Origin of the sequence: Claveliimonas bilis (assembly GCF_030296775.1) — a bacterium.
Classification (GTDB): domain Bacteria; phylum Bacillota; class Clostridia; order Lachnospirales; family Lachnospiraceae; genus Claveliimonas; species Claveliimonas bilis.
In genome coordinates, this window is record NZ_AP027742.1 from 510,198 (window position 1) to 522,723 (window position 12,526).

The following is a 12,526-nucleotide window of genomic DNA, read 5'->3' on the forward strand; positions in this document are numbered from 1 at the left end:
GACTTTGCCATACGGATAGTAATTGATACTTAATAATAGGAAGAAACAAGAAAGAATTTCAGGTCTTTGGATCGTCGCTTTGCCGCGGCCAGGGGGCTGGAAGGATATAGAGGATGTGCGATTTTGGCATGGCGAAGGCTGTGCCGGAAGGCATGTCCTTTTTTTGTGGGGGAATAGTAGAAAGATGGAGTGGGAATAAGCAATGGAAAAAAGAAATATTTTATTTAGTCCTCCCGATATTACGGAATTGGAAATAGAAGAAGTGGCTAATGCAATGCAATCTGGTTGGATTACTACTGGACCAAGAACAAAGATATTGGAAAATCGAATAGCAGATTTTATTGGAGTAAATAAAACGGTATGTCTTAATTCAGCTACGGCTTCGGAAGAACTAAATTTAAGAATTTTAGGAATCGGAGAAGGAGACGAGGTTATTGTCCCTGCCTATACATATACAAGTTCAGCCGCCGCTGCAATTCATGTGGGAGCTAAAGTAGTTTTTATAGATTCTCAACCAGGATCTGTAGAAATGGACTATGATGCAATGGAAGCTGCTATCAATAAAAAAACAAAAGCTATCATTCCTGTAGATATTGGAGGAGTGGTATGTGATTATCAAAGAATTTTTGAAGCAGTAGAAAATAAAAAATCTCTTTTTAAGCCTTCGGGTAATACAGAACTTGGACAACGCATTCAAACAGCGCTTGGAAGAATAGCAGTGGTAGCTGACTGCGCTCATGCCTTGGGGGCAAAACGGTATGGAAAAAAAGCAGGAGCAATTGCAGATATGTCCAGTTTTAGTTTTCATGCAGTGAAGAATTTTACTACGGCAGAAGGCGGAGCAAGCAGTTGGAAAACAATACCCGGCATTGATGATGATGAAATTTATAAATGGTTTCAGCTTTATTCTTTGCATGGACAGAGTAAAGATGCATTAGCAAAAACGCAACTAGGAGCATGGGAATACGATATTGTGGCACCGCTCTATAAGTGCAATATGACAGATATCATGGCGGCTATTGGTTTAAAACAATTGGATCGGTATCCAGCGTTGCTAGAGAGAAGAAGAGAGATAATAGAAAAATATAATGTAGCTATGGACCAAATGGGAGTAGAGTATTTAAAGCATTATGATGAAGATGCGGAAAGTAGTGGTCACTTGTATCTCATTCGTGTTCCAGGGATTACAGAAAAAAAGCGTAATGAAATTATTAGAGAAATGGCAGTACAGGGAGTAGCAACTAATGTTCATTATAAGCCCTTGCCAATGATGACAGCTTATAAAGCGTTGGGGTGGGATATAAAAGACTTTCCTAATGCTTATGACTATTATCATAATCTGATTACGTTACCTCTTCATACGAAACTGACTGATGAGGATGTAGATTATGTAATAGACAAACTGACAAAGATATTGAAAACAATTTAAATCATATGAGGGGAAAATAAATGTTTTTGAGAAAGTGGAATGAACTTCCGGAAGACATGAAAACACCAGAAGTAAAAAAATATTATGATATTTTAGCAAAACATAGAATAAGCCTTTTTCTAAAAAGAATTTTTGATATTATACTATCTTTCATTATGCTACTTATTTTAGCATTTCCAATGGCATTAATTTCACTTTTAATTGTTTTTGACTCTCCGGGAGGAGTGTTTTATAGGCAAGTGCGTATCACGGCATATGGAGAAAAATTTCGTATCCATAAATTCCGCACAATGATAAAAGATGCAGACAAAGTAGGGAGCTTAGTAACTGTTGTGGAAGATAAAAGAATTACTAAAATTGGCAAGTTTTTGCGTAAATACAGATTAGATGAAATGCCACAGTTGTTTGATGTTTTATTTGGAAAGATGTCTTTTGTGGGAACCAGACCAGAAGTTCCAAAGTATGTAAAAAAGTATACAAATGAAATGAAGGCAACGTTACTCCTTCCAGCAGGAATCACATCTGAAGCCAGTATTCGATATAAAGATGAAGCGAAATTACTAGATGAAACTGATGATATAGATGGTGTATATGTAGAGAAAGTTTTAAAAGAAAAAATGAGATATAATCTTAAAGCGGTTGAAAGGTTTAGCCTTGCTAAAGATATGATGACGATGATACGAACTGTATTTGTGGTGTTGGGAAGGAAATATAAATAAAATGGTAAAGAATACGGGAGGAAAAAGAAAATGATTGATGGATTAGTTTCAATTATTATGCCTTCTTGGAATACTGGGAGATTTATTGGTGAATCCATTCAGTCTGTAATTAATCAGAGTTATAAGCAGTGGGAACTCCTGATTATAGATGATGGTTCTACCGATGATACTGATAAAGTAGTTGCTTTATTTGAAGATAAAAGGATTAAATATTTCAAAAATATAGAGAATTGTGGAGCGGCATTATCTAGAAATAGGGCATTGCGTGAAGCACAGGGAGAGTGGATTGCATTTTTAGATTCAGATGATTTATGGGATCCTGAAAAATTGGAACATCAGATTAAATTTATGAAAAAGAATAATTTTATTTTTTCTTATCATGACTATGTAAAAATTGATGAAGAATCCAATCCTTTAAATATTTATGTTACAGGCCCAGATGTTGTTACTAAGAAAAGGATGTATGACTATGGGTATCCAGGCTGTTTAACCTTTATGTATAGTTCAAAAGTTATGGGAGTTATTCAAATTAAGGATATCAAGAAGAATAATGATTATGCAATCTTATTAAAACTTTGTAAAAAAGCAAATTGCTATTTACTAAAAGAAAACCTTGCACAGTACAGAATTAGAAAGCAGTCTATATCTCATGATAAATTGGGTAAAAAATTGAAAAGTCATTATGATTTATTTCATTATTGTGATGAGAGAAAAGCCATAGTTGCACTTTGGTATGCCTGCTGGAATATGTTTTATGGCGTGCTGAAGAAGAAAAAGTATGAAAAGAAAATAATTTAGAAAGAGAACAGAAAATGAAAGTACTATTGATCAATCCTTGGGGAATACGCAATGACCAATATTATACATCAGGTTTTATAAGTTCTATGAATAGGTTAATTAATTTGGATTATGTATCTAATTATTATTATAAGGGCGTTAATCCAAATGGAAAATTATTTCGCATATTTTTTAAAAACACAGAAAATATGTCTGAATCTGTTAGAAGAACCATACTTCGAGGAATTGAATATATTGTTGCATGGAACAAAATCATAAAGATTATAAATGCCAACGAATATGATATTATTCATATTCATTGGTTGTTATTCTATAAAGCGGATATTGTTTTTTTGGAAAAATTGAGAAAAATAATGGGGACAAAAAAAATAATTTTAACAGCTCATAATGTGATTCCGCATATAAATGGAGAAAGGAAAATAGAAATTTTGAAAAAAGTATATAGTTATTTTGATTATATACTTGTACATGGAGAGGCGATAAGAGATGAATTTGTTGAAATTTTTCCGGAATTTAGAAATAAAATTAAAGTTCAATATCATGGGGTATATTTAGGACAAGGAACCTCAATTAGATTATCAATATACAATGATAAAAAGAGTGAAATAGATAGGTTAAGAATGAAATATAATAAAATTTTTATTATGTACGGATATCATTATTTTAACAAAGGAACAGATAGATTGATAAGAATATGGAAAGAAAATTACTTGGATAAAGATGCGCTTTTATTAGTGGTAGGAAAGAAAGATTCTGTATATTTAGAGTTGGAGGAAATAGTGCAACAAATAAAAAGTACGGATAATATTATATATATACAAGGTTATTTAGAGGAAGATATATTAAATTATTATATTAACATTTCAGATTGTGTAATTGTACCATATAGGCATGCCTCTATGAGTGGGGTGGTTTTTACAGCAGCGACATTCAAAAAGATGGTAATTTGTACAAAAGCAGGCGCTATTTCAGAATATATAGAAGATCAAAAGGATGGATTAGTATGTGGGATAGAAAACGAGGAACTAAATATGGCTATAGGTAAAGCTATGGAAATGTCGAATGTAGAAATGAAAATGATGGGGGAAAATTTATTTAAAAATATTTATTCTAAATTCTCCTGGCAAGTGATATCAAATAATGTTGTAAAAAATATATATTGTTAACGAAAAAGTAGTGGATTGGAGGAACTATGATTTTTTATAACATAGTATTTGGGATATTAGCCTTTTTATCTTTTGTAGAGTTATTTAGTTATATCTCAGGAAGAAGTAAAAAGATTATAATAAAAATTACAGTAGTTATATTAATTATTTTTTCAGGCTTTTATTCTGGACCTATGGGGGATTATACAACATATAAAGCCTATTTTGAGAATATCACTAATTCCCATTTGACTAATTTTCAGGATAATAGATTTGAATACTTATATGAGCTTATAAATGTAATTATACATTGGTTTACTACTAAATACTATATTTTAAGGCTTGTAATGGCCTTAATTGTGATGGGTCTTTGGTACAAAATTTATACATATTGGCAAGACGAAAACAATAAAAGATATGCACTTACTACTCTATTTATATTATGGTCACTGAATTTTGGAAACATATTTATTATTAGAAGTACAGTAGCGGTTTCTATATGTGTATATAGTATTAGATATATAGAGGGAAAAAATCTAAAAAAATTTCTCTTATCGGTGATTATCGCGATGGGATTTCATACTATGAGTATAATATGGGCGGGAGCATATTTTATATTTAGAAAATCTGCATGGAAAAAATTTTATTATATAATATTGGGACTAGTAGTATTATTCTCTAATTATATGGCAAAGTTTGTTCTTGAAATTGCCTCATATTTAGGGGAGAGAATTTATAATAGTATTTACAGTTATATTATGTATGGAGCTAATCAAACTTTTTCTGTGACATATGACAATAGGTTTACTACATTTAAGGCACTCTTAAATATAGTGTTCTTATTAATTCTTTTTATATATGTAGTACGAAGAAAAGAAAAAATGTGTACTTTGCAAAATGAAGACAGGTATTTAAATCTTTATTTAATCGGTTCAATTGTTTATGTAATTGCGCTAAACAGTTCGAATGCTCTAACAAGAGCAGCTTTAACATATAATTCTGCACAATATTTCTTATTGCCTAGGATGTTTGATTTACCGGAAATACGGCGTAATATAACAATTAAATTTATGACGTTTATGCTGTTTGTTACCTATTTATATATGAGAATGTATATGAATATAAATTCAAATGCATACGTGCCATTTACTTTAATTTAAAATAGAAAGCGAACAATAGAAGATGAAAGTATTAGAAATAACTTTTGTGCCACCAGATAAAAAATCTGGTGGTGGGCTAGGAGTGTATCAGTCTATTAAATCTTTAGCTGGAAATTGTGAAGTGGATTATATAGGTCCTGCATATGAAATTGAATTATTTTCAGATACTATAAATAAAGTTCATATACATACGATATTAAAATCTAAAAAAGAAAGTAAGTTATTAGGTATAATTCGATTTTTTACGAAAAAAGTTAGTACTTCTTTTTATTATTCATGGATGAATTGTAAGAACCACATTAATTGGGAACAATATGATTTTGTTCATATAGAATTTAGTCGATATTCTTTTTTGATTAATGAATGTCATAAATATGGGAAAAAGTGCATGATACGAATACACAATATAGAGAAGGATTATGCATATAATATTTATCGAATGAGCAGAACCATGGCGAATAAGATGCGTTACTACTCATTTTGGATTAATGAAAAAAAGGTAATGAAAGACGGAGATATGTTTATATTTCTTACTAATGAGGATATCAAGAGAGCAATTGAATTATATAATCTGGAAACAGAAAAAATAACTAAGAATCCTGTCTGCATAGACGAAAAAGGTCAATTCCTCAAATGCAAAAAAATAAATGAAAAGAAAAATATATTAATAACAGGAAGTTTGAGTTATGCGCCCAATATAGAGGGCGTTCTTTGGTTTTTAAATAATGTTTGGGAAAAATTAAGTACTGAAGATATTATTGATAATGCATTTCTTACTATTGCAGGGGCACATCCAAATGAAAGCATAAAAGAAGCGATAAAAAAATATCCAAATGTTAGGCTAATTGATACTCCAAATGAAATGGAATCATTATTTCGAAACGCAGATATTTATATTGCAGCAGTATTCGATGGAGCTGGGATGAAAGTAAAAGTAGCAGAAGCATTTTCTTATGGCTTACCTATTATAGGAACAAAGCATGCTTTTATTGGTTATGAAGATTTGCATTTTGGAAAATATATTGCTGATTCGGAAAGTGATTTTATAAGACAAATAAAAGATATTTGTTGCAATAGGACGCTACTTGAGTCACGAGAAAAAATTTATCATTTATTTTGTATAAATATCAGTATGAGAAGCAGCATTCAAAGATATAAAGAATATATTTCTAAAATAGGAGAAAAGTAATGATAATAACAAAAACACCATTCCGAATGTCGTTTTTTGGCGGTGGAACAGATATAGAGGAGTACTTTAGGGAAAATAGCGGGGCAGTACTTTCAACAACATTTGATAAATACTGTTATGTAAATGTGCGGCATTTGCCGCGCTTTTTTGATTATAGTACAGAAATTGCATATTCAAAAATGGAGAGGGTAACAAAAGTAGATGATATTAAACACCCGGCGATAAGAGAGGCGATGAAATTGCTTGATATGCATGAGATTCGTCTTACATATGAAGCCGATCTTCCAGCGCGATCTGGTTTAGGGACCTCTTCTTCTTTTGCGGTAGGAATGCTTAATGCGTTTCACGCTTTAAAGGGAAAATATGTGGATAAAAAAAAGTTGGCCGATGAGGCTATTTATCTTGAGAGAGTATTGTGTAATGAAGCGGGGGGATGGCAGGATCAAATAGCGGCTTCTTTTGGAGGTTTAAATCGAATAAATTTTGGACCGGATGGATATGAAGTTTTGCCAGTCATCATTTCTCCCGATAGAAAAAGTCAACTAAATAATAATTTATTAATGTTTTTCACGGGATTTACAAGATTTTCATCTGATATTCAGAGAGTAAATGCAATTTCTAAGAATGAAAAGAAGGCACAATTAAAAGAAATGTATTCTTTGGTTGATGAGGCAGAAAAAGTGCTCGTGGATAAAGAAAAAAACATAGATGATTTTGGAATATTACTCAATCAAACGTGGAAATTGAAAAGACAAACAGGAGTTGCTATATCAACAAATAGTATTGATGAGTTGTATCTTAAAGGAATAGAAGCAGGTGCACTTGGTGGCAAACTGTTAGGAGCAGGCGGGGGAGGTTTTTTGATATTTTATGTATGTCCTGAAAATCAAGAGGCAGTAAAAAGAGCTATGAAAGAATTGCTATATATTCCCTTCAGATTTGAAAACGGAGGTACGAGAGTAATACATTATACTCCGGAGCTCTATGAACCTAGAAAGGAAAGTAAGTGACAATGGGATTATTAGATAAAAAGATAGAAAAGCATGTAGAGTTATTAATGGAGAGATATCCAAAGTTAATGAGTGTTAGAGAAGATATTATTAATGGATATATTGTTTTAGAAAATTGTTACAGGACTGGAGGGAAACTTTTGATAGCCGGAAATGGTGGATCTGCAAGTGATTCGGAACATATTGCTGGTGAATTAATGAAATGTTTTAAAATACCGCGCCCGGTTAGTAAGGAATATGCAAAGAAATTAATTTCGATTGATTCAAAAAGAGGTCCAGTGTTAGCACAGAATTTGGAACAAACACTTATGGCAATTCCGTTAGTAGCGCATGAAGCATTGACAACGGCATATATCAATGATGTAGATGGGGTGGGGGTATTTGCACAACAGTTGTTCGGTTTTGGAAAAAAAGGAGATGTTTTTCTTGGAATTTCAACATCAGGAAATAGTAAAAATATTATGAATGCAACTGTAGTTGCCAGGGCTTCAGGGATGAAAATTCTTAGTTTGACTGGAGCAGAGGGTGGGGAATTGGCATTAGTATCAGATGTTGCAGTTAAGGTGCCTGAAAATGAAACATACATGATACAGGAGTTACATCTTCCTGTATATCATTGTTGGTGTTTAATGTTGGAAGATAAATTTTTTGGAAAATAAAGTTGTGAGTAGTATGAAAATGATACCCATAGTTATTGTAGACTATAATACTGTAGAAAGAACAGAAAAATACATAGATGATGCTGAAAAGAACATTTTTCCGTTAAAAAAAACATATATAGTTGTAGAAACTGGGATGGACAATGAGTTATGTAGATTTGAAAAAATGTATTATAAGCTAGGTGAAATAAAAAATATAGATTACAGAATTAAATTTATAAAGAAATATAGAACAGAAAAAGAAAACGCAATTTATTTTATTGGTTTGAAAGAGAATTACGGTTTTGCCATAGCAAATAATATAGGAGCCTGTTTTGCTAAAAAAGTTTTAAAGGAGAAGATGGATATATTATTGTTTAGTAATAGCGATATCTGTTTTATAGAACCTATTGATTTAACATATTATAGTAAACTATTTGTTGATAATGATTCCGTTGCTGTAATAGGTCCACGAGTAATAGGAATAGACGGAAAGGAGCAGTCGCCATATAGATATATTGGATTGATAAAAAGATGGATGTTGCATTTTTGTATATGGCCTTTAGACTCAGTTTTACATTTTTTGTTTACATCTTCAGATAAAATAAGAGTAGATAATACTGCTGCTGTTTATAGAGTAATTGGTGCATTTATGCTAATACGGAGTGAGTATTTTTTTGAAGTTAACATGTTTGATGAAAATACTTTTTTATATTGTGAAGAAAATATTTTGTCGGAAAGATTTATGTCGAAAGGATATATAACGTTATATGACCCAACATTTGTAATAATACATGAGGAGGGTAATGCAACAAAGCAAATCTATAATAATGATAAAAGAAGTGCCCAGCAATTAAAATCTGAATTATATTATTATAGAAAATATAAACGATATAATAAGTCCTTAATAAAGCTAACAGAGCAAATGAGTTATATGTATTTTTGGAAAAGAAAAATGTTATTCAGGTTATTAAGAAAGGAATAGTAATAATATGAATTATATAATTTCAGGCGGGTGGGGATATGGAAATTGGGGAGATGAAGCCATACTATATTGTAGCATAAAAATGATAGAATTGTACAAAGGTACTGGAGAGTTAACTATTCTTTCATATAATAGTAGTAATATAGACAGGTATAGAGAAAAATATCAATGTAACTTATCATTGCATAGGCTTGTGAAGGATGGGATGGTAAGTTATAAAAATATGTTGGAATGGGCCAAAGGAAAGGATGTATGTCTATCGTCAAATGAAAAAAAATATGTAAATATGTTTTCTGAAAACGATATATTTATTATGTGTGGGGGTGGATATTTTAATGAAGAGTGGGAAGAATCATTTAGAATTAGAGTTTTAGAAATACTTTTAGCTAAAAGAAAAAAGAGTAAAATTTATATACATGGACAAACAATTGGGCCAATTGGAAAAGAAAAAAATAAAAAAATATTATATTATGCCTTAAATATGGTAAATAAAATTTATGTAAGAGATAAAGGAAGTTACAACTTAATGAAGAGCATTAAGTTGCATGAAAAAACAGAGATTATACCCGATGTAGTTAATTGTGTCCCGGATTTTCACAGTGTTTTTCATACAACTGAAGAATATGTAGTGGTAATGTTTTGCTCATATAGATATCATAGGTCGGAGAAATATAAATATCGGGGTAAGACTTTGCTTTGGCTAGGACAAAAATTTAAAACGATCTTGGGATTACGAAAAAAGTATAATAAAAAAATTAAAACAGTTCTTCGCTCATTAATAGAAGAAGGACAAAATATAAAATATATTGTCAGTACAGAGTGGGATTATCAATATGCATGTGAAATTGCTGCAAAATTAGGGGATAATATTGAAATAGTGAAAAGTAGTTCTGTATTTGAATACCTAAATCTTCTATCGGGGGCACAAATTATCATCAGTACAAATATGCATCCAATAGTTATAGGACATGCATATAATGTTCCTGTAGTTGCTATTTCATACGGATTTAAAACGGATAACTATATGGAGGAAATAGGACTTTCCGAGGCATTATTTAATATAGATTACTTTGATGAAAAGAAAGTTATAGAATGTATAAAGAATAAGAAATTTCTATATGGAAAAAAAGTTGATAAAAATTTAGTATATACATCTGTTGAAAAGATGTTTATAAAGGAAATGTAATGGGGAAAAGTATAAGAAGTACAGGTTTAGTAAAAAATACAGTAATACTAGGAATTGGTTCAATAGGTACAAAGTTTATTAGTGTAATCATGCTTCCGTTTTATACATCATGGTTATCGGTTAATGATTATGGATCTATAGATGTATTTAACGCTTTAGTTGCAGCATTAGTTCCTGTTTTAAGTTTGCAAATTGAACAAGCTGTTTTTAGATTTTTGATAGATGCAAAAGAAAAAAAAAGAAAAAGCACCATATTGAAAACAGGCATTTTGACAATAGTATTTATTTTGAGCATAATCAATATATTAGCGATAATGTTATTTCCTTTTATCGATTATAAATTGAAATACTATTTTTTATTTGCTATAGATTTTAATGTACTAATTACAGTGTTGTTACAAATTATTCGAGGTCTTGGGAAAAACTATGCATATACAGTGAATAGTATTTTGGTGTGTTTTATTAATCTATTGTTTAGCATAATATATGTAAGATATGAGAATATAGGGGTAATTGGTATATTACGCGCCAATATTATTGCAAATATAGTAGGAATAGTGTATCTACTAGTTGTTATTTGGAAAGAAAGGATTTGGAAAAGTGGTTCGTTTGAAAAAACACTTTTAAAAACATTTGTGGGATATTCTATTCCTATGATTTTAAATAATGTTTCGTGGTGGATCTTAAATTTATCAGATAAGTTGATAGTAAATCAATTTTTAAATACCACTTATAATGGTATATATGCCGCTGCCGGGAAACTATCATATATTATTATTTCTCTATATTCTGTTTTTTCATTAGCATGGCAGGAATCAGCTTCAAGAGCTTATGCAAGTGTTGAATATGAAGAGTATTGCAATAAAATTCATAAAATTATATTAGATATTTGTATACATATGGTTGCAATTACTCTTGTAATTTCTCCTATAATATTTGACATTTTAATTAATGAAAAATTTTCGCAAGCTTACATACATAATTTAATTCTTATAGTAGCAACTTTTTTTTGGTGTATGTCATCTTTTTATGGTGGAATTTTTGTGGGGGTAAAGAATACCGATAATCTAGGAATAACGTCAATGATAGCTGCTATAACAAACATAGGAATTAACATAGTACTTATTAATATTATAGGGTTGTATGCTGCAAGTATATCAACATTGATATCTTATTTTGTTTTGTTCTTAATACGTTATTTCAAACTGCAAAAATGTATTTCAATTAGAATTGACATGTATCATATCTTTTCGATGATACTAGCATTTGGAATAGGATTTTATATTTCTATAGTGGATAATAAAATTATTAGCTTAATTATAGGAACATTATACGCTATGGCGTATACGATATGTTCTATTAAAGAAATAAAATTATTATTAAAAATGTAAAAACATTGAAAACATATGAAAGACTAACTATTAAAAGTCAAGTTTAAAATGAAAATTTTTGAATGAATTGCAGAAATGCATTTTAGATAAAGATGTACCTAAAAAACTGCATGACAAGCAGAGTGTTATTTCAAAAGGGGATATTTACAGAATAAGTTAAGCTGTTGGTACGTATGATTGCTTTGATTTTCCATTGCGAATATTAACCATACAAGTTTCTTTGCGGTATGAGACAATGCAACGTTATAGTGCTTGCCTCCAGAGAGTTTCTTGCGGCTTTGCGAAAGATGACAGCAGTATCTTTTCCATATCTGCCTTTGGAATTTTCGGAGAGCAGATTAGAAAGCCTTGTGAGGTGTGCTGATGCGATAACATTAGCACGCGGAAATTCAGAAAGCATAAATGGAAACCATATGAAGCGTAGAAAGGAATTTTCCAGCTCTGGGAAAAGAATACACACAAGTCTAGAAACAGAAATTTTCAGCTTTGCCCGTTCTTTGACTTTATCAAAACGGTAACGGGTTAGTGACTTTAATTCCTCATTGTGGTAAGACGTGTTTAAGTTTATGTCAGATATCATCATAGTGGCGATAGTACGGGACTCCACCTTATCCGTTTTAGTCTTTCTAAGGCTAAGACTTTTTCTATAAAGGTTTGTGTGGAGCGGATTGATGATAAAGGTGCGGCAGCCTTTATGAAGAAGAAGTCCCAGAAGATTGTAACTGTAGTGTCCGGTGGCTTCCAGTCCTAATTTTACTTTATTTAAATCATTTGATATGGATATGATTCTTTGAAATAAGGTTTCAAAATGCAAACAGCCACTTTCTGCGGACAGCAGGGCCGCATTTCCCGGACAGTCAGGGCCATATTAAACGG

General features: G+C 31.1%; 11 protein-coding genes and 1 pseudogene. 11 read left to right on the plus strand and 1 reads right to left on the minus strand.

Annotation, left to right across the window (positions count from 1 at the left end):
- Window positions 1-202 precede the first annotated feature (202 nt).
- The 11 genes from R2J37_RS02425 to R2J37_RS02475 are packed head-to-tail and all read left to right on the plus strand — an operon-like array spanning window position 203 to window position 11,650.
- On the plus strand, window positions 203-1,429 hold the full coding sequence (locus R2J37_RS02425; RefSeq protein WP_316266129.1) for a DegT/DnrJ/EryC1/StrS family aminotransferase: 1,227 nt from the start codon (window positions 203-205) through the stop codon (window positions 1,427-1,429).
- A gap of 20 nt (window positions 1,430-1,449) precedes the next feature.
- Window positions 1,450-2,148: a sugar transferase gene (locus R2J37_RS02430; RefSeq protein ID WP_316266130.1), complete on the plus strand. Its 699-nt coding sequence runs from the start codon at window positions 1,450-1,452 to the stop codon at window positions 2,146-2,148.
- A 30-nt stretch (window positions 2,149-2,178) separates the two neighbouring features.
- Window positions 2,179-2,946: a glycosyltransferase family 2 protein gene (locus R2J37_RS02435; protein ID WP_316266131.1), complete on the plus strand. Its 768-nt coding sequence runs from the start codon at window positions 2,179-2,181 to the stop codon at window positions 2,944-2,946.
- 14 nt (window positions 2,947-2,960) lie between these two features.
- Complete coding sequence (locus R2J37_RS02440; RefSeq protein WP_316266132.1) at window positions 2,961-4,112, plus strand: glycosyltransferase family 4 protein; 1,152 nt, start codon at window positions 2,961-2,963, stop codon at window positions 4,110-4,112.
- A 26-nt stretch (window positions 4,113-4,138) separates the two neighbouring features.
- On the plus strand, window positions 4,139-5,251 hold the full coding sequence (locus R2J37_RS02445) for an EpsG family protein (RefSeq protein ID WP_316266133.1): 1,113 nt from the start codon (window positions 4,139-4,141) through the stop codon (window positions 5,249-5,251).
- Window positions 5,252-5,273: 22 nt separating this feature from the next.
- Window positions 5,274-6,440 carry a glycosyltransferase gene (locus R2J37_RS02450; protein WP_316266134.1) on the plus strand — a complete coding sequence of 389 codons (1,167 nt, stop codon included), beginning with the start codon at window positions 5,274-5,276 and terminating at the stop codon, window positions 6,438-6,440.
- Entirely contained in the window at window positions 6,440-7,450 is a 1,011-nt protein-coding gene (locus R2J37_RS02455; RefSeq protein WP_316266135.1) for a GHMP family kinase ATP-binding protein, read from the plus strand. Before R2J37_RS02450 ends, R2J37_RS02455 begins: the two co-directional genes overlap by 1 nt.
- Window positions 7,451-7,452: 2 nt before the next feature.
- Entirely contained in the window at window positions 7,453-8,109 is a 657-nt protein-coding gene (locus R2J37_RS02460; protein ID WP_316266136.1) for a D-sedoheptulose-7-phosphate isomerase, read from the plus strand.
- Window positions 8,099-9,073, plus strand: coding sequence for a glycosyltransferase family protein (locus R2J37_RS02465; RefSeq protein ID WP_316266137.1), 975 nt, complete (start codon window positions 8,099-8,101; stop codon window positions 9,071-9,073). The genes R2J37_RS02460 and R2J37_RS02465 overlap by 11 nt, the downstream gene beginning before the upstream one ends.
- Window positions 9,074-9,080: 7 nt before the next feature.
- Window positions 9,081-10,259 (plus strand): polysaccharide pyruvyl transferase family protein, encoded by a 1,179-nt coding sequence (locus tag R2J37_RS02470; protein WP_316266138.1) that lies wholly within the window; start codon window positions 9,081-9,083, stop codon window positions 10,257-10,259.
- Window positions 10,259-11,650: an oligosaccharide flippase family protein gene (locus tag R2J37_RS02475; protein WP_316266139.1), complete on the plus strand. Its 1,392-nt coding sequence runs from the start codon at window positions 10,259-10,261 to the stop codon at window positions 11,648-11,650. The genes R2J37_RS02470 and R2J37_RS02475 overlap by 1 nt, the downstream gene beginning before the upstream one ends.
- A 259-nt stretch (window positions 11,651-11,909) precedes the next feature.
- Here R2J37_RS02475 and R2J37_RS02480 read toward each other — a convergent pair.
- Window positions 11,910-12,458: pseudogene (locus R2J37_RS02480) on the minus strand (IS110 family transposase); the annotation flags it as partial.
- Window positions 12,459-12,526: the final 68 nt, after the last annotated feature.

Bases quoted from the DNA above. Each gene is read 5' to 3' on its own strand.
- R2J37_RS02460 (WP_316266136.1), top strand. From the start codon at position 7,453: ATGGGATTATTAGATAAAAAGATAGAAAAGCATGTAGAGTTATTAATG.
- R2J37_RS02425 (WP_316266129.1), top strand. From the start codon at position 203: ATGGAAAAAAGAAATATTTTATTTAGTCCTCCCGATATTACGGAATTG.
- R2J37_RS02455 (WP_316266135.1), top strand. From the start codon at position 6,440: ATGATAATAACAAAAACACCATTCCGAATGTCGTTTTTTGGCGGTGGA.
- R2J37_RS02435 (WP_316266131.1), top strand. From the start codon at position 2,179: ATGATTGATGGATTAGTTTCAATTATTATGCCTTCTTGGAATACTGGG.
- R2J37_RS02445 (WP_316266133.1), top strand. From the start codon at position 4,139: ATGATTTTTTATAACATAGTATTTGGGATATTAGCCTTTTTATCTTTT.
- R2J37_RS02450 (WP_316266134.1), top strand. From the start codon at position 5,274: ATGAAAGTATTAGAAATAACTTTTGTGCCACCAGATAAAAAATCTGGT.
- R2J37_RS02440 (WP_316266132.1), top strand. From the start codon at position 2,961: ATGAAAGTACTATTGATCAATCCTTGGGGAATACGCAATGACCAATAT.
- R2J37_RS02430 (WP_316266130.1), top strand. From the start codon at position 1,450: ATGTTTTTGAGAAAGTGGAATGAACTTCCGGAAGACATGAAAACACCA.
- R2J37_RS02470 (WP_316266138.1), top strand. From the start codon at position 9,081: ATGAATTATATAATTTCAGGCGGGTGGGGATATGGAAATTGGGGAGAT.
- R2J37_RS02475 (WP_316266139.1), top strand. From the start codon at position 10,259: ATGGGGAAAAGTATAAGAAGTACAGGTTTAGTAAAAAATACAGTAATA.